Origin of the sequence: Lentzea aerocolonigenes (assembly GCF_000955955.1) — a bacterium.
Classification (GTDB): domain Bacteria; phylum Actinomycetota; class Actinomycetes; order Mycobacteriales; family Pseudonocardiaceae; genus Lentzea; species Lentzea aerocolonigenes_A.
Genome location: NZ_JYJG01000041.1, coordinates 1 through 17,177 on the forward strand (window position 1 = coordinate 1; position 17,177 = coordinate 17,177).

The 17,177-nt window shown below is 68.7% G+C and carries 14 protein-coding genes; 3 read left to right on the forward strand and 11 right to left on the reverse strand.

Features of this window, described 5'->3' with window-relative positions; all coding sequences use genetic code 11:
* Positions 1–55: 55 nt before the first annotated feature.
* The 9 genes from UK23_RS07590 to UK23_RS07630 all read right to left on the reverse strand — a co-directional run bounded on the left by UK23_RS07590 (position 56) and on the right by UK23_RS07630 (position 13,096).
* Positions 56–3,328, reverse strand: a complete 3,273-nt coding sequence (locus UK23_RS07590) for a S8 family serine peptidase (RefSeq protein WP_082114489.1) — start codon at positions 3,326–3,328, stop codon at positions 56–58.
* Between the two features lie 242 nt (positions 3,329–3,570).
* Complete coding sequence (serA, locus tag UK23_RS07595) at positions 3,571–5,160, reverse strand: phosphoglycerate dehydrogenase (protein WP_045310699.1); 1,590 nt, start codon at positions 5,158–5,160, stop codon at positions 3,571–3,573.
* A gap of 193 nt (positions 5,161–5,353) precedes the next feature.
* Positions 5,354–8,068, reverse strand: a complete 2,715-nt coding sequence (locus UK23_RS07600) for an AfsR/SARP family transcriptional regulator (RefSeq protein WP_045310676.1) — start codon at positions 8,066–8,068, stop codon at positions 5,354–5,356.
* Between the two features lie 147 nt (positions 8,069–8,215).
* Positions 8,216–8,659: an RICIN domain-containing protein gene (locus tag UK23_RS07605; RefSeq protein WP_045310677.1), complete on the reverse strand. Its 444-nt coding sequence runs from the start codon at positions 8,657–8,659 to the stop codon at positions 8,216–8,218.
* On the reverse strand, positions 8,656–9,045 hold the full coding sequence (locus UK23_RS07610; protein ID WP_156212914.1) for a hypothetical protein: 390 nt from the start codon (positions 9,043–9,045) through the stop codon (positions 8,656–8,658). The genes UK23_RS07605 and UK23_RS07610 overlap by 4 nt, the downstream gene beginning before the upstream one ends.
* Positions 9,046–9,386: 341 nt before the next feature.
* Positions 9,387–9,650, reverse strand: a complete 264-nt coding sequence (locus UK23_RS07615) for a DUF397 domain-containing protein (protein ID WP_045310679.1) — start codon at positions 9,648–9,650, stop codon at positions 9,387–9,389.
* A 70-nt stretch (positions 9,651–9,720) separates the two neighbouring features.
* Positions 9,721–10,734, reverse strand: a complete 1,014-nt coding sequence (ilvC, locus tag UK23_RS07620) for a ketol-acid reductoisomerase (protein ID WP_045310680.1) — start codon at positions 10,732–10,734, stop codon at positions 9,721–9,723.
* 23 nt (positions 10,735–10,757) lie between these two features.
* Positions 10,758–11,264, reverse strand: a complete 507-nt coding sequence (ilvN, locus tag UK23_RS07625; protein WP_045310681.1) for an acetolactate synthase small subunit — start codon at positions 11,262–11,264, stop codon at positions 10,758–10,760.
* Complete coding sequence (locus UK23_RS07630) at positions 11,264–13,096, reverse strand: acetolactate synthase large subunit (protein WP_082114483.1); 1,833 nt, start codon at positions 13,094–13,096, stop codon at positions 11,264–11,266. Before UK23_RS07630 ends, ilvN begins: the two co-directional genes overlap by 1 nt.
* Positions 13,097–13,328: 232 nt before the next feature.
* Between UK23_RS07630 and UK23_RS07635 the strand changes: the two genes are divergently transcribed.
* The 3 genes from UK23_RS07635 to ilvD all read left to right on the forward strand — a co-directional run bounded on the left by UK23_RS07635 (position 13,329) and on the right by ilvD (position 16,084).
* Positions 13,329–13,739, forward strand: a complete 411-nt coding sequence (locus UK23_RS07635) for a PH domain-containing protein (RefSeq protein ID WP_196777650.1) — start codon at positions 13,329–13,331, stop codon at positions 13,737–13,739.
* Entirely contained in the window at positions 13,736–14,161 is a 426-nt protein-coding gene (locus UK23_RS07640; protein ID WP_045310683.1) for a vitamin K epoxide reductase family protein, read from the forward strand. The genes UK23_RS07635 and UK23_RS07640 overlap by 4 nt, the downstream gene beginning before the upstream one ends.
* Positions 14,162–14,239: 78 nt before the next feature.
* Positions 14,240–16,084, forward strand: a complete 1,845-nt coding sequence (ilvD, locus tag UK23_RS07645; protein ID WP_045310684.1) for a dihydroxy-acid dehydratase — start codon at positions 14,240–14,242, stop codon at positions 16,082–16,084.
* Between the two features lie 48 nt (positions 16,085–16,132).
* Here ilvD and UK23_RS07650 read toward each other — a convergent pair whose 3' ends face one another.
* Both UK23_RS07650 and UK23_RS07655 read right to left on the reverse strand, forming a co-directional pair.
* Positions 16,133–16,375, reverse strand: a complete 243-nt coding sequence (locus tag UK23_RS07650) for a hypothetical protein (protein WP_045310685.1) — start codon at positions 16,373–16,375, stop codon at positions 16,133–16,135.
* 9 nt (positions 16,376–16,384) lie between these two features.
* Entirely contained in the window at positions 16,385–17,122 is a 738-nt protein-coding gene (locus UK23_RS07655) for a DoxX family protein (protein WP_156212916.1), read from the reverse strand.
* Positions 17,123–17,177: the final 55 nt, after the last annotated feature.

A 17,177-nucleotide genomic window follows, 5' to 3' on the forward strand; every position in this document is an offset into this window, starting at 1 on the left:
AACCTTCATCCACGTGAGGTGGATGAAGGTTCCCTTCATCGTGAAAAGGTCGGACCTAGTAGGCCGCGTTGCGGGTGTTGGACTTCACCGTGACGACCGACGCGCGGTCGCCGTTGGCGTTGTGGTGGTTGAGGACCAGCAGGCCCTCGGACTTGTCGGCCTTGAGGGCCGCGTCGTCCTTGTTCACCACGAGCGCCGTACCCGGCTTGGCGAGGTACGAGAGCGCCGCGTCGCCGCCACCCTGCGTCCACAGACCCGGCTTGAGCGGGTCGAAGGACAGGTTGCGGTCGATCACGTCGATCAGGCCGTTCGCGTTGCCGGGCGCCACGTAGAAGCCGGTGGTGCCGGCCACGTACGAGATGCGCGAGGTGTCCTTCGCCGGGTCGATGCCCAGTGCCGTGAGCAGCACCGGCAGGACCGCGACGTTGGTGTCGGCGGTGTTCGTGTCGACATCACCGAACAGGCCGTTGACCGCCTGGATGTCGACCGTCGCACCCGTCTTGAGGTCGACCGTCGTGGCGACCAGCAGGTCGGTGTCGGTCAGCCGCGCCGCGTGGGTCTCGAAGTCGGCCGTGCCGTCGCCGTTCGTGTCGATGTCGACGAACGGAACGGTGTTGGTGCCGAGGCTGTACCAGTTGCCCCACGTGGCGATGCCGAACGCGAGCAGCGCCTCCTCCGGCTTGCCCTGTGCCTTGGCGAGCGGGGCCGTGGAGGCCGCGCCGACGTAACGCAGGTCGCCGCCCTTGGCGGTCTCGTTGAGCGCGCAGTTCTCGGTGACGTTGCGCTTGCAGTCGCGCATCCGCGGCGACTGCGCCTGCAGCTCGAGAACGCTGACCAGCGAGCGGTACGCCTGCGAGCCCGTGCCCTGGTCGACGCCGCGGCCGGTCAGGTTCAGGATCGCCTGCTTGTCCTTGCCGCGGAACTTGATGCTGTCGGCCGTGTTGATGTCCGCGACCGGCTTCGGCGCCGAGTAGACGGACAGGCGCAGCGGCACCGTGGCACCGGCGGTCGGCGTGAGGGTCACGCGACCGGAGGCGTCCGCGAGGAACTGGCGTGGCGTGTCGAGCTGGTTGGCCACGACCGTCGAGTCCATCGTCTTGCGCAGCGCCTTGGGGTCATCGATCTTCAGGGTGACCTTGACGCGAGCGATACCGCGCGGGCCCACGGTCACCTTGTCCTGCGAGAGCACGTAGCTCACGCCGGGGATCGACGTCGCGGCCGTGTAGCCGACGTTGTACTCGACCCGCTTCGTGGACTTGTTGACGATCTTGATCGTCTTGGTCTTCGAAACCGGCTTGGCGACCTCGACGACGCCGAAGTTCGCGCTCACGTAGCCGGGGTCGTCCTCGACGAACGCGAGAACCTGGTTGTCCAGCGCGGACTTGCCGTCCACGCGGCCGGTGCCGACCCGGTTGGGCGCGAAGGTCTTGCCGTTCTCCTTCACGTCCGCACCGGACGTGTTCATGATCGCGGCCTTGACCTCTTCCAGCGAGTAGTCCGGGTGCGCCTGGCGCACCAGGGCCGCGATGCCGGCGACGTGCGGGGACGCCATCGACGTACCCGAGATCACCAGGCGGTCGTTGCCGGAACCGACGGCGGTCGACGAGATCGTGTCACCGGGGGCCGCGACGTCCGGCTTGATGGACTGGCCGCGGGTGCCACGGCTGGTGAACGAGCTCGGCGTGTCCGAAATGGACTGGTCGTAGGTCGGCACCGTGGTGCGCAGCTCGCCCGCGAGGCGGACGGTCAGCGTGCCCGCGTTCAGCAGCGGACGGACCTGGTTGGTGGCGTCACCGGTGAACTGGAACATCGGGATGGTCGCGTTGCCCGCGATACCGGCCGCGAAGTTGTTCAAAGTGGACGAAAGCACCACACCGAGGCCGCCCTTGGCCTGCACGTTGTTCGCGCGGACCGCGGAACCACAACGGCGCGTCGCGTCGACGTCGTCCCACTCCAGCCACACGAACTTGCCGGCCACGTCGTCGGTGATCGCGACACAGCCGTCGGCGTTGCCGGCCTGGTTCAGCTTCACGACCGGCAGGGTCTTGTCGTAGCCCAGGTAGCCGGTGAAGTTCTGGCTGTACTGGCCGGGCTGCGACTTGCCGTTGGCCACCGCACCGTCGCGCAGCACGAACGAGTCGCGCACGGACGCCACCGTCAGCGCCTCGGGCGTGTTGCCCGGCGAGCCGCCGATGTCGTAGAGGTCGCCACCGTTGCCCGCGGAGAAGACCGGCATGACGCCCGTCTTGTACAGCTTCTTCACGAAGAGGCTGTCGGGGTCGTCCGGTGCGCCGTAGTCGGAGCCGAGCGACAGGTTCACCACGTCGAGGTGGTCGGTGAAGTCGCCGTCGCCGTCGGGGTCGAGCGCCCAGTCGAGCGCCTGCGAGGTGACGTTGGTCGAGCCCTCGCAGCCGAAGACCTTCAGCGCGTAGATCTGGGCCTTCGGCGCGGTGCCGGGGCCGATCTTCATCGCGTTGAGCTTGTCGGCGTCGAGCTTGGTGTAGTCGCCCTTGAACGTGCTGCCGTCGGCGTTCTCACCGAAACCGGCGGTGGTGCCGGCGACGTGCGAGCCGTGGCCGTTGCAGTCGATCGGGTTCGGGTCCGGCTTCGGCGTGTTGACCGCCGGGTCCTTGCTGGCCCCGTCGTAGTCCTCACCGACGAAGTCGTAACCGCCGACGACCTTCGCGGTCGGGAAGTTCGGGTTCGCCGCGCGCGGGTCGACGGCCTTGAACGCCTCGACCGTGCCTGGACCGCCGAAGTTGGCGTGCGTGTAGTCGACGCCGGTGTCGATGATGCCGACCCGGATGTCGTCACCGAGCTTGCCGTACTGCTGCCAGACGTTGAGCGTCCTGGTCAGCTGCACGGCGTTCGAGTTCTCGCGCTTCTTCGGCACGACCGGGTAGACCGCGGCCACGTCCGGGCGGTTCGCCAGCTCGCGGACCTTCGCGGCCTCCGCCGTCACGACCACGCCGGGAACACCGTTGGAGGTGCGGTAGAGCTCCTTGGTGGCGTTGTCCTTCGCCTTGAGCTCACCGACGACCTGGTCGACCGTGGCCGACGTGTCGCTCTTGGCCTGCTTGGCGGCCTTCTTCGCGGCTTCCTTGCCCTGCGGCTTCTTCTCCTCGAACGCGTCGACGGCAGGCTTGCGGTCGAGCGCGACGAACGCGGTGACCTTGCCGGACTGGTTCAGTCGCGGGGAAACCTTGAGCTGCAACGCTTTCGCGTCCAGCCCGTGTGCACCCTTGACCGGCTGCGCGAGCGGTTCGCTCTGCGCCTGCGCTGTCGCGGGTGCGATCAGCAGTGTGGTGATGGCAGAGAACACCACCAGACTTGATCGTCTCTTCACAACGTTGCCCCAAACGAGGTGTGTGCCTTCGACCCGAATACAAAGGTGCCGCGCCCTCTACGGCACCGGGTCAACCTCGTGGGGACGCTAATCGCTGATCGTGTGTCTGCGACTGCCCCGAAAGTATGAATGTTGTCTACAGATAGTTGCTTGTAACCCGTTCGTTGTGAACGACGATAGCCACGGGAAGGGGACTTTGCCGTCCCCTTCCCGGTTTGTCGTGACTATCCGAAGTCGACACTCCGGACCGTACGAGCCCCAACAGCAGCACCGATCGGGTCGAGCACCGCGGTGTCGACCGGGCGGTCCACCCGCAGCACCATCACGGCGTCCGCACCGGTCTGGCTGATCTGCGCGGCCTCGATGTTCACGCCGGCCTCGCCGAGCAGCGTGCCGACCGTGCCCATGACACCCGGACGATCCGGGTACTCCAGGAGCAGCACGGTTCCCTCGGCCCGCAGGTCGAAGTTGCGGCCGTTGATGTTCACCAGCTTCTCGACCTGGGCGATGCCGCTCACCGTGCCCGAGACGGTGTTCGTCGTGCCGTCCGCCTGCACGGCCTTCACCGTGACGAGGCTGCGGTGGTTCGGGCTCTCGGTCTCCTTGACCAGATCGACGTTCACGCCGAGGTCCGCGGCGAGCTGCGGGGCGTTGACGAACGTCACCTGCGACTCGACGACGCTGGAGAAGACTCCGCGCAGGGCCGCGAGCGGGAGCACCTGGACGTCCTCATTGGACAGTTCACCGCGCACCTCGACCGTGACGCTGGTCGGGGCCTTCGGCGACAGTGCACTGAGGACGGTGCCGAGCTTCTGCACCAGCGGCAGGTACGGGCGCACCTCCTCGCCGACCGCGCCGCCCTGGACGTTGACGGCGTCCGGCACGAAGTCGCCGGCGAGCGCGAGGACGACGCTCTTCGCGACGTCGGTGCCCGCGCGGTCCTGCGCCTCGCTGGTGGACGCGCCGAGGTGCGGCGTGACGACGATGCCGGGAACGTTGAACAGCGGGCTCTCGGTGGTCGGTTCCGTGGAGAAGACGTCGACGCCGGCGCCGCCGACCTGACCCTCCTTCACGGCCTCGGCGAGGGCTTCCTCGTCGATGAGACCACCGCGGGCGGCGTTGACGATGATGACGCCGCGCTTGGCCTTGGCCAGCTGCTCGGCGCCGATCAGGCCCTTGGTCTCCGGGGTCTTCGGCAGGTGGATGCTGATGGCGTCGGCGCGCTCCAGCAGCTCCTCCAGCGTCACGAGCTCGATGCCGAGCTGGGCGGCGCGCTGGGCCGACACGTACGGGTCGTACGCGATGAGCTCGACACCGAACGCGGCGATGCGCTGCGCGAACAGCTGACCGATCTTGCCGAGACCCACGACACCGACGGTCTTGCCGTTGAGCTCGACGCCGTTGAACTTGCTGCGCTTCCACTCGTGGTTCTGCAGCGTCTCGTGGGCGGCCGGGATCTGCCGTGCCACGGAGAGGAGCAGCGCGACGGCGTGCTCGGCGGCGGACACGATGTTGGACGTCGGCGCGTTGACGACCATCACGCCGTTGGCCGTGGCCGCGGGCACCTCGACGTTGTCCAGGCCGACGCCCGCGCGGGCCACGACCTTGAGCTTGCGGGTGGCGGCGAACACCTCGGCGTTGACCTGCGTGGCGGACCTCACGAGCAGGGCGTCGGCGTCCGCGACGGCCTCGAGGAGGGCCGCGCGGTCGGTGCCGTCTACGTGACGCACTTCCACGCCATCACCGAGAGCGTCCAGCACGGACGGTGCGAGCTTCTCGGCGATGAGGACAACAGGTCGGCTCGTGTTGGTCACGGACATCGCTCCCAGAACGGTTGGATCGTGGGGCGCGGGCGTGGTCGAGGCGGCAGGCCCGCGCCGACCGGAGCACCGCAATGTGTCCGGACTGTTAACGAGCATAGACAGGGGGGCCGCGACGGCCATCTGGCGGGTGTCTCAGGTCACTGGTGTGTCTTGCGTGGTGGGACGGTGTTTGCGGTGGTTCCCGTCAGCGTGACTGGGCCAGGCCGTCGAGCTGCTCCTGGATGCGCTCCGCCTCCTCGGTCCGCCCCTGCTGCCGGTAGATCTCCAGCGCCTCCTGCCACACCGCGCGCGCCTCGTCGTGCTGCCCGAGCGCGGCGTGGGGCGCACCCAGTGCGGCCAGGACCTCCGCGACGCCGTAGTCGAAGGCGAGCTCGCGTTGCAACGCGAGCGACTCGCGGTAATGGGCCACGGCCACCTCGTGGTCGCCGGCGAGGTGCGCGATGTAGCCGAGGCTGTCGAGCACGCCTGCCTCACCGGACGGGTCGTGGTGGGCGCGGTGGACGTCCAGGGCGGCCAGGCAGTGCTCGCGGGCCAGCTCGTGGTCGCCCAGGCGGGCCGCGGACCAGCCGACGCCGTTGAGCGCGCGGGCCTCCCACACCGGGTTGCCGAGGACGCGGCAGAGGTCCAGAGCGCTGATCGAGTGCGCCAGCGCCCGGCGGTCGTCGCCCTGCTGTTCGTACGCCCGCGCCAGGACCGTGTGGGTGTGAGCCTGAGCGGTCTCGTCACCCTGCTCTTCGGCCAGCGCCAGGGCCTGACGCAGGTGGTCCATGGCCTCGGAGTAGCTGCCCAGCTCGGTGTGGGCGATGCCCAGCTGCCGATGGCCGAGCACGCGGACGTCGGGGTCGGTCGCGGACAGCGCGGCCTGCCAGACAGCGATCTGGTCGTGGTGATGGCCCCGGAGCTGGTGGAACGTCGACAGCGACCACGCCAGCTGCCACACGGACCGTTCGAGGCCGAGCGTCGACGCGGTGTGCTGGGCGGCCAGGACGCAGAGGTGCTCGGTGCGGAACCACTCCATGGCCGCCGCCGCGTCGGGCAGCGAGAGCGAGTGGTCCGGCGGCTCCAGCTCGATGTCCACGCGATGCAGGTGCACGAGGCGATCTGCGGCGTGGGCGGTGTGCAGGTAGAAGGCGACCACCCGGCGCAACGCCGCCTCGCGCACGTCCGGAGCCAGTTCCTGGAGCGCGGCGTGGCGGCGGATCAGGTCGTGCATGCCGTAGCGGCCGGCCGCGTCCAGGCTGATCAGCGACGCCTGTTCCAGACCGCGCAGCACCGTCCGGGTGTGGGACAGACCGGTGAGGGCCGAGGCGGCGGGCAGGCCGACGTCGGGTCCCGGCGCGCAGGCCAGCAGCACGAAAGCGTGCATCTGCTCCGAGGTCAAAGCGTTGTAGGACAACGAGAGCACGGCCGGCAGGCTCGCCACCGGGTCGCCCTCGTCCAGCACGTCGAGCATGCTCTCGCGCAGTTCGAGGGCGACGGTGGGCAGCGACGAGCCGGCACAGGTGCTGACGCGGCCCGCGATGATGCTCAACGCCAGCGGGAACCCTCCGCACAACCGCACCAGCTCGTCGGCGGCGTCGCGTCCGGCCTCGACCTGCCCGGCCCCGAGCCGCGCGACGAGCAACTCGTGGGCCGTGGCGTCGTCGAGGACGTCCAGCGAGACGTGCAGGGCGCCGTGCCCGGTGACCAGGCCCGGCAACCGGTTGCGGCTGGTCACCAGCACCGTGCACGACCCGCTGCCCGGCAGCAGAGGGGTGACCTGGGCGGTGTCGGCGGCGTTGTCGAGCACCAGCAGCATCCGCTTGCCCGCCACGAGACTGCGGAACAACGCCGTCTGCGCGTGCGGCTCGATCGGGATGCGGCCGGACTCGACGCCCAGCGCGTCGAGGAAGCCGCGCACGGCCGCCGTCGGATCCAGCAGGCCGTCGGGGCTGAACCCGCGCAGGTCGACGTACAGCTGCCCGTCGGGGAACCGGTCGGCGTTCTGGTGGGCCCAGTGCAACGCGAGCCAGGTCTTGCCGACACCGCCGGTGCCCACGACGGCCGTGACGGCGGCCGTGGCGTCCAGCACGTCCAGTTCGCTGCGGCGCCCGACGAACGGCGTGGGCGCCATCGGAAGTTGACGCGGGATCACCACCGAATGGCTGCGCACCGCGGCGGTGAGAGCGGAGTCCGCGCTCAGCAGCTGCTGGTGCAGTTCGTGCAGCGCGGTACCGGGTTCGGTGCCCAGTTCCTCGACCAGACGCGCGCGGATCTGCCGGTACTGCTCCAGCGCGTCGATCGTGCGACCGGCCTGGTGCAGGGCGAGCATGTACTGCGCCGCCACCCGCTCGTCCAACGGCTGCTGCGCGCTGCGGCCGGACAGCTCGCTCACCAGCTGACCGCCTTTCCCCAGTCGCAACAGGGCATCCGCCAGGTCGTGCTCGGCGGCCAGGCGTTCCAGTGCCAGCCTGTCCCGTTCGGCTTCGGCCCACGCGCCGTCCACGCCGGTCAGCGGCTGCCCGCGCCACAACGCCAGTGCCTCGGTCCAGGCGCTCACGGCCTGGACGTCGTCGACACCGGCCTGGGAGCGGAGATCGCGGAACCGGTGCAGGTCCGTCACGGGCTCGGCGGCGTCGGTGACCAGGGCGTAGCCACCGGAACGGCGCACAATGCTCACGCCCGACGCATCCGCCAGCGATCGTCGCAACCGCGAGATGTAGCTGTGCAGCGTCGACCGGGACCGCGCGGCCCCCTCGATGCCCGAGATCCGCTCGACCAGTCGCTCCACCGGCACCACCCGGCCCTCGTCAACGGCCAGCGCGGCGAGCACGCAGCGCTGCTTGGGCGTGCCCAGGTCAACGAGCCGTCCATCGACCTCCGTGCCGACCTCGCCCAGCAGCCGCACCAGCACCGCCACGCGCCGCCCCCTCGTCCGGAACCCCCCTGCCGCCAGACACAGCGGCTCGAAAGGCACCGTACAGAAAGCCCGTGAGCGGTACATGCGATCTGACCTGAAGGTGGTGAGCGGGTGCGGTGCGGCACCACGCCCACCACCGTCGGGTCCCTAGGCGCGCTGCCAGTGCTGGGCGGCGCCGCCGGTGCAGGGCGACATCCCGACCCCGGCCGCGGCGGTCCTGCCGAGGCACTGGCCGGTGTCGGCCGCCTTGATCAGCAGGTTGTCCGGTGTCCCGGTCACCTTCCAGCGCTGCGACGCCGCGCTGCCGCAGGCGGCCAGTCCGACCTCGGTGCGCAGGTGGTGGGCACAGGTGCCGGTGCCGACGTGGCGCAGCGACGTCTGGGTGCCCGGCGTCGACCAGCGCCACAGCTGCCGCTCGCCCGGCCCGCAGGTCGCGAGACGAACGTCCGCGAGAGTGCCGTCGAGGCACACCGTCGTGCCCGCCAGCTTGAACCGGTTGGTCAGCACGGCCGCGGAAGCCGAAGGCGCGCCGACGAGCGTGAACGCGGCCACCGCGACCGCCGCCGCCACGACGATCCTGCCGGCGATCATCCGCAGGCCACGGTGATGCTCGCGGAGGTCTTCACCGTCTCGTGCGTGCCGATGCCAGTGATGAACAGGGCGCGGTACTTCTTCGTCTTGGTGCCGTTGCAGGTGTACGTGGTGATGGCGCCGACGTTGGTGCGGAACACCCCGGTCCGGACGACGTGGTCCTTCCAGCCGATCGTCTTCTTCTCCTGCACCGCGATCGTGAAGCTCGTGGTGGCCTGGTCGCAGTTGAAGAACCCGCCGACCGCGTCGACGAAGTTGCCGCGCTTCTGCACGTTGATCCGCACGTGCTTGTCCGGATCGCAGTTGGCCGCCGACGCCGTGCCCGGCATCACCAGCGCGGTGGCGGCGATCGCGACCGCCGCGGCCGTCCCCAGAATCTTCTTCAAGGCCTTCTCCCTCTTCCGGTGCAAGGTGCGGGACCACCTTGTGGGAGAGGGCATGCGGGTTTCTTGCACCATTTCTGCAATGCGCAGGTCAGCGACGTGCACGTCCGAAAACCGGCTGACCGCTGTCGGGGTCCCTTGCTAGCTTCCGGGCATGACGTGCCTGACAGAACTCAGGTGGCAGTTCTCCGCCGTGGAGGAGCTGCGTGCCGAGAAGCTCGTGTCGGCCACCGCGCTGATCGCGGCGTGCGGTGCTCGCCGGCGTGCCGATCGTGTGCGGGAAGCGGATCAGCGCTTCGGACGCGGACCTCGGTCACGCGACAAGTTCGCCGGCCTGGGGATGCTCACCAGGGCTCGTCGAACTCCCCGTCTTTGGCGCCCGCTACGAAAGCGTCCCACTCGGCCATCGTGAACACGAGGACCGGTTCCAGCTGCTTGGAGTTGCGCATGGCGACGTAGGTGGCGCCGTCGGTGTGCGGGACGAAGGCGATCTCGACGTGGCCGTCTTCCGGTTCCGGCTCCGGCGGGCGCTTCCACTCGGCGTCGCGGAGGTCCAGGTTGCCTCGCACGTGGGCCTTGTCGTCGTAGATCGGCGCACTTTCTGACATGGGAGTGAAGCTAGCGGAAAGGCCCGCGGAGCGTCACACACGCTCCACGGGCCTCCCCTTGACAAAAGACTCAGGCGGTCTCGGTGATCGGCCGGTCGACCCACGACATCATGTCGCGGAGCTTCTTGCCGGTCGCCTCGATCGGGTGGTTCTCACCCTCCTGCTGCAGCTTCTTGTAGTTGGCGCGGCCGTTGTCGTCCTCGCCGACCCACTCGTTCGCGAACGTGCCGTCCTGGATCTCGCCCAGGATCTTCTTCATCTCCTCCTTGACCGAGGCGGTGATGACGCGCGGACCGCGGGTCAGGTCGCCGTACTCAGCGGTGTCGGAGATGGAGTAGCGCATGCGGGCGATGCCGCCCTCGTACATGAGGTCGACGATCAGCTTGAGCTCGTGCAGGCACTCGAAGTACGCGACCTCGGGGGCGTAGCCCGCCTCGGTGAGCACCTCGAAACCGGCCTGCACCAACGCCGACGCGCCACCGCAGAGCACGGCCTGCTCGCCGAAGAGGTCGGTCTCGGTCTCTTCCTTGAACGTCGTCTTGATGACGCCGGCGCGGGTGCCGCCGATGCCCTTGGCGTAGGACAGGGCGAGCGCCTGCGCGTTGCCGGAAGCGTCCTGCTCCACCGCGATCAGAGCCGGGACGCCCTTGCCGTCGACGAACTGGCGGCGCACGAGGTGGCCCGGGCCCTTCGGCGCGACCATGGCGACGTCCACACCGGACGGAGCGGTGATCAGGCCGTAGCGGATGTTGAAGCCGTGGCCGAAGAAGATCGCGTCGCCCTCCTTGAGGTTCCCCGCGATCTCGTTGGCGTAGATGTGGCGCTGCGCGGTGTCCGGCGCGAGGATCATGATCACGTCGGCCCACGCGGAGACCTCGGCCGGCGTGCCGACCTCCAGGCCCTCTTCCTCGGCCTTGGCGCGGGACTTGGAGCCCTCCTGCAGGCCGATGCGGACCTCGACGCCCGAGTCGCGCAGGGACAGCGCGTGGGCGTGGCCCTGGCTGCCGTAGCCGATCACGGCCACCTTGCGGCCCTGGATGATGCTCAGGTCGGCATCGTCGTCGTAGAAGATCTCAACGCTCACTGTATTTCCTTCTGTATGGGTTTCTAGCGAACCGCGGTGGCGGTGATGGAACGAGCGCCACGGCCGATGGCGACCATGCCGGACTGGACGATCTCGCGAAGCCCGTAGGGCTCCAGCATGCGCAGCAACGCGTCGAGCTTCTCAGACGTGCCCGTGGCCTCGATCGTGACCGCCTCCGGCGACACGTCGACGACCTTTGCGCGGAACAGCTGAACAGTTTCCAAAACCTGCGAACGCACCGTCGCGTCCGCACGAACCTTGATCAACACCAGCTGCCGCTGAACGGAAGCGGCCGGCTCCAGCTCGACGATCTTGATGACGTTGATGAGCTTGTTGAGCTGCTTGGTCACCTGCTCCAGCGGCAGCTCGTCGACCGACACCACGATCGTCATGCGGGAGATGTCGGGGTATTCCGTGCGGCCGACCGCGAGCGACTCGATGTTGAAGCCGCGGCGGGAGAACAGGCCGGCGACGCGTGCGAGCACACCGGGCTTGTCCTCGACCAAAACGCTCAGCGTGTGCCTGGTCATCACAGATCCTCGTCGAACAGGGGGCGGATGCCGCGGGCGGCCATGATCTCGGAGTTGCCGGTGCCCGCCGCGACCATCGGCCACACCTGGGCGTCCTTGCCGACGACGAAGTCGACCACGACCGGGCGGTCGTTGATCTCCAGCGCCTTCGCGATCACGTCGTCGACCTCCTCACGCGACTCCGCGCGCAGACCCGCGCAGCCGAGGGCTTCCGCCAGGAGCTTGAAGTCTGGGATGCGGTGCTTGTGCGTCCCCAGATCCGTGTTGGAGTACCGCTCGCCGTAGAACAGCGTCTGCCACTGGCGGACCATGCCCAGGTTGCCGTTGTTGATCACGGCGATCTTCACCGGCAGGCCCTCGATGGCACAGGTGGCGAGCTCCTGGTTGGTCATCTGGAAGCAGCCGTCGCCGTCGATCGCCCACACCGTGCGGCCCGGCTCACCTGCCTTGATGCCCATCGCGGCGGGAACGGCGAAGCCCATCGTGCCGAGGCCGCCGGAGTTGATCCACGTGCGCGGGTGCTCGTACTTCACGAACTGCGCGGCCCACATCTGGTGCTGGCCGACACCCGCCGTGTAGATCGTGTCGGAAGGCGACATCGCGCCGATCCGCTCGATGACGTACTGCGGCGACAGCGTGCCGTCCTCCGGCCAGTCGTAGCCGAGGGGGAACGTCTCCCGCAGCGACTTCAGCGTGTCCCACCACGGCGTGAGGTCGACTGCCTTGGCCGTCTCGCTCTCCGTGCGGACCGCGTCGATCAGCTCGGTGATGATCTCCTTGCAGTCGCCCACGATCGGGACGTCCGCGCGGCGGTTCTTGGAGATCTCCGCCGGGTCGATGTCCGCGTGGATGATCTGCGCGTCCGGCGCGAACGAGTTCAGCTGGCCCGTGACGCGGTCGTCGAACCGGGCGCCCAGCGCGATCAGCAGGTCCGACTTCTGCATCGCCGCGACGGCCGCGACGGTGCCGTGCATGCCGGGCATGCCCAGGTGCTGGTCGTGCGAGTCCGGGAACGCCCCACGCGCCATCAGCGTCGTGACGACCGGGATGCCGGTGTCCTCCGCCAGGCGCAGCAGCTCGGCGTGGGCGTCCGCCTTGATCACGCCGCCGCCCACGTAGAGAACGGGCTTGCGGGCGGCCACGATCAGCTTGGCGGCCTCGCGGACCTGCTTGCCGTGCGGCCGGGTCGTCGGCCGGTAACCGGGCAGGCGCAGCTCGGGCGGCCACGAGAAGCTGGTCTGCTCCTGCAGCACGTCCTTGGGGATGTCGACGAGAACCGGGCCGGGTCGGCCGGTCGACGCGATGTGGAACGCCTCCGCGATCGCCCGCGGGATCTCCGCGGCGTCGGTCACGAGGACGTTGTGCTTGGTGATCGGCATCGTGATGCCGCAGATGTCCGCCTCCTGGAAGGCGTCCGTGCCGATCAGCGGCCGCGACTGCTGGCCGGTGATCGCGACGACGGGCACGGAGTCCATGTTCGCGTCCGCGAGCGGGGTGACGAGGTTGGTCGCACCCGGTCCCGAGGTCGCCATGCAGACCCCGACCTTGCCGGTGGCCTGCGCGTATCCGGTCGCCGCGTGTCCTGCGCCCTGCTCGTGGCGGACGAGGATGTGCCGGACCTTCGTGGAGTCCAGCAGCGGGTCGTACGCGGGAAGGATCGTCCCGCCGGGAATTCCGAACACCACTTCACAGCCGACCGCCTCAAGCGACCGCACGAGCGACTGAGCACCGGTTACACGAATCGGTGCACCCGTGGGCGGGGCCGGTTTGGGCCGCGGACCTGGACGTGGCGACGAAGGCTCGGAAGCCTGTCGCGATGGTGCGCTGGTCATCTCATTGCCTCGTGGGTATCGGGGTCCGGACACGAAAAAACCCTCGACAACCCGAAGTTGGGTCGTGCGAGGGTCGCGCGTCGACGCAGGCTGTTCGGCTCAGGCGTCGACGCGCCTGAGAAGTACGAGAACGAGCGTGCGCTGCATGGAGCGGACGTTATCGCCTCTGGCAAGAGGGCGTCAACTCTGCGAGATGGAATTCCCGGATCGTGGACGTGGAACAATCCTTCGAGTGAAGAAGCTGGTCTTTCGCATCCCGGCAACGGCGCTGCTCGCAGCGGGTCTGATCGCCATCTGCGTGACTCCTGTGGCGTGGGCCATTCCCGGGCTGCAGGCGCTGTACGTGATCCCGCTCGGCTACGCGTGGTGGGTCGTCCGCAACCGCACCACCGTCACCGAGGAGTCGCTCGTCGCCCGCGGCGTCTTCGGCTCGACCACGGTGCGCTGGGACGAGGTGAAGTCGATCCGGCTGGTCCAGAAGGGCTGGCTGAAGGCCGTGAAGACGGACGACAGCGAGGTGACGCTGCCTGCGGTGCGGTTCATGCACCTGCCGGCGTTGTCGGTGGTCAGCGGTGGACGTGTGCCGGACCCGAGTGTCGTGGAAGAACCCGCTGAGGAAGAGTCCGTAGAGTCGGAGAAGTGATCCAACGAGTTCCGCTGCTGAGCCTGCTGCTGTCCATCGCAGGCCTGCTGACCTCGGCTTATCTGACGTACACGCACTTCAACGCGTCCGCGTTGCTGTGCTCGGCCGACGCGGTGATCGACTGTGAGACCGTGACCACGAGCGAGCAGTCGTCGCTGCTCGGCATCCCGGTCGCGTTCCTCGGGCTGGCGTTCTTCGCGTTCCTCACCGTGATCTGCCTCCCGTTCGCGTGGCGGATCGAGGCGTTGAAATGGGTGCGGCTGGGCGCGATCGGCGTGGGCGTGCTGATGGTGGTCTACCTGGTCGCGGCCGAGTTCCTCATCATCGGCAAGATCTGCCTGTGGTGCACCGTTGTGCACGTGATCACGCTCGCGCTGGCCTATCTGCTGGTCTCGGCGAGTCTGCGCACAAGTAACCTTTGAGGCACCGCTCCCAGACTGATGGACGCCCTCACCCCTGGCGTCCCGCGCGTTTCTTCTTGAACTGAATCTGGAGGAGCAGTGCCTCAGCTCCGCTCTCGCACCACCACGCACGGCCGCAACGCTGCCGGAGCCCGCGCGCTCTGGCGCGCGACCGGCATGACGGACAGCGACTTCGGCAAGCCCATCATCGCGATCGCCAACTCCTACACGCAGTTCGTGCCGGGTCACGTGCACCTGCGCGATCTCGGCGACATCGTGGCCGAAGCCGTGCGCGAGGCCGGTGGCGTGGCACGCGAGTTCCACACCATCGCGGTCGACGACGGCATCGCCATGGGCCACAGCGGGATGCTCTACTCGCTGCCCAGCCGCGAGATCATCGCCGACTCGGTCGAGTACATGGTCAACGCGCACCAGGCCGACGCGATCGTGTGCATCTCGAACTGCGACAAGATCACGCCCGGCATGCTGAACGCGGCGATGCGGCTCAACATCCCGGTCGTGTTCGTGTCCGGCGGGCCGATGGAGGCCGGCAAGGCCGTCGTCGTCGAGGGTGTCGCCGTCGCGCCGACCGACCTCATCACCGCGATCTCCGCGTCTGCGTCCCCCGCCGTGAGTGAGGACGGGCTGTCCGAGGTCGAGCGCTCCGCGTGCCCGACGTGCGGCTCCTGTTCCGGCATGTTCACCGCGAACTCGATGAACTGCCTGACCGAGGCTCTTGGGCTCTCGTTGCCTGGCAACGGCTCGACGCTGGCCACGCACGCCGCGCGCCGCGAGCTGTTCTCCGAGGCCGGCCGCGTGGTCGTGGAGCTGTGCCGTCGCTGGTACGGCGAGGACGACGAGTCGGCGTTGCCTCGGTCGATCGCGAACCGCAAGGCGTTCGAGAACGCGATGGCGCTCGACATGGCCATGGGCGGCTCGACGAACACCGTGCTGCACATCCTCGCCGCCGCGCAGGAAGGCGAGATCGACTTCACGCTGCAGGACATCGACGACCTGTCCCGCCGCGTGCCGTGCCTCTCGAAGGTGTCGCCGAACTCCGACTACCACATGGAGGACGTGCACCGGGCGGGCGGAATCCCCGCGCTGCTGGGCGAGCTCTACCGCGCCGGGCTGCTGAACGACGACGTGACGTCGGTGCACACGCCGACTCTCGCGGAGTGGCTCGGCAAGTGGGACATCCGCGCTGCCTCGCCTTCTCCTGAGGCGATCGAGCTGTTCCACGCCGCTCCTGGCGGTGTGCGCACGACCGAGGCGTTCTCGACCTCGAACCGCTGGTCCTCTTTGGACACCGACGCCGCCGGCGGCTGCATCCGCGACAACGAGCACGCCTACACCCGTGACGGCGGCTTGGCCGTGCTGCGCGGCAACCTGGCCGAGCGCGGCGCGATCATCAAGGCCGCGGGCATCGACGAGGAGCTGTGGCACTTCGAGGGCCCGGCGCGCGTCGTCGAGTCCCAGGAGCAGGCCGTCTCGGCGATCCTGAACAAGGAGATCCAGGCGGGCGAGGTCCTGGTCGTGCGCTACGAGGGCCCGTCCGGCGGCCCCGGCATGCAGGAGATGCTGCACCCCACGGCGTTCCTGAAGGGCTCCGGCCTCGGCAAGAAGTGCGCGCTGATCACGGACGGCCGGTTCTCCGGCGGTTCGTCCGGCCTGTCGATCGGCCACATCTCACCGGAGGCTGCCGGTGGCGGCACGATCGGCCTGGTCGAGAACGGCGACCGGATCCTGATCGACGTGCACGAGCGGCGGTTGGAGCTGCTGGTCGACGCCGACGTGCTGGCCGAGCGCCGCGCCAAGATGGAGGCGTCGGAGCGGCCGTGGCAGCCGGTGGACCGGGTCCGTCCGGTGACGGGTGCGCTGCGGGCGTACGCGCGGATGGCGACCGACGCGTCGACCGGTGCCGTGCGCGACCCGAGCCGTTAAAGCATCTGCAAGTACTACCAACTGCCCAGTTGGTAGTACTTGCACACGTCAGATGACGAGCGCCAGCGCGAGGCTGGCGCCGAACACGAGCCAGCCCGTCAGCGGTCCGCTGACGGGCTGGTCCGTTTTCTTGACCATGACGCCGCTGACGATCAGGCCCGCGAGCAGGCCGAGCGGCGGTAGCAGGGACTTCGCGGTGAGACCGAACGGCAGCGCCACCAGGTAGACGACCGGAATCCCGATCACCAGCAGGGACAGCTGGAGCAGCGCTCCCGTCAGGTTCTTCCGCACAACAGGTTCTTACCGGAACACGAAGAACGTCACCGCCGCACCGCCTGCTCCGAGCAGGAGTGCGATGAACCCGGCCGCCACCGGGTGGCGGAACCAGCTGCGGTTGTAGTCCAGCGCGGCCCGGCCGGGCCCGGCGAACAGCGCCGCGAACGCCATCCCCGCGAGCGCGAGTTCCAGCTCCACGCCGTTGGGGCCGAAGAAGCCGCCCTTGTACTTCAGCGCGATGACGTTCGCCATCACGGCCAGCAGACCGGCGGCGGCCAGCGGCGTGAACAGGCCCAGCACGATCAGGCTGCCGCCCGCGAGCTCCGTGACGCCGGTGACCCAGGCGAGGACGACCGACTCGCGGTAACCCATCGACTCCAGCGACTTGGCGAAGCCGTTGATGCCGGGGCCGCCGAAGAGACCGAAGACCTTCTGCAGGCCGTGCAGCACGAAGATGCCGCCCAGCACGGCACGCATGCCGAGCAGACCGAGGTCGGGACCCGCGGTCCAGCCGAACTTCTTGCGGTCGCCGTCGAACGGGTCGTCGTCGGCGAATGCCGGGTTGTCCACAGTGGACTTGTCCAGCGGGGTGTAGCCCGTGGTGTCGAACGCCTTCGTCGTCGAGTCGTACGGCGAGGAGGCGCCCCCGTCGACTCTGGTCGTGCTGTCGTCGAAGTGGTGCACTCCCCCTCCGCTGCTCGAATAGAACGAGTCGTCGGAGAAAGCGCTCGATGTCTTCGAGCCTTTGTCGTGAGTAGCCACGCCCGCACGCTAGGGGGCTCGAAACGGGCGCGCGAGATCCGAACGGCAGCTTAGG

Coding starts and splice junctions, on each gene's coding strand:
- ilvN (WP_045310681.1), bottom strand. CDS start 11,264: ATGACCAGGCACACGCTGAGCGTTTTGGTCGAGGACAAGCCCGGTGTG.
- UK23_RS07615 (WP_045310679.1), bottom strand. CDS start 9,650: ATGTCAGAAAGTGCGCCGATCTACGACGACAAGGCCCACGTGCGAGGC.
- UK23_RS07605 (WP_045310677.1), bottom strand. CDS start 8,659: ATGATCGCCGGCAGGATCGTCGTGGCGGCGGCGGTCGCGGTGGCCGCG.
- UK23_RS07630 (WP_082114483.1), bottom strand. CDS start 13,096: ATGACCAGCGCACCATCGCGACAGGCTTCCGAGCCTTCGTCGCCACGT.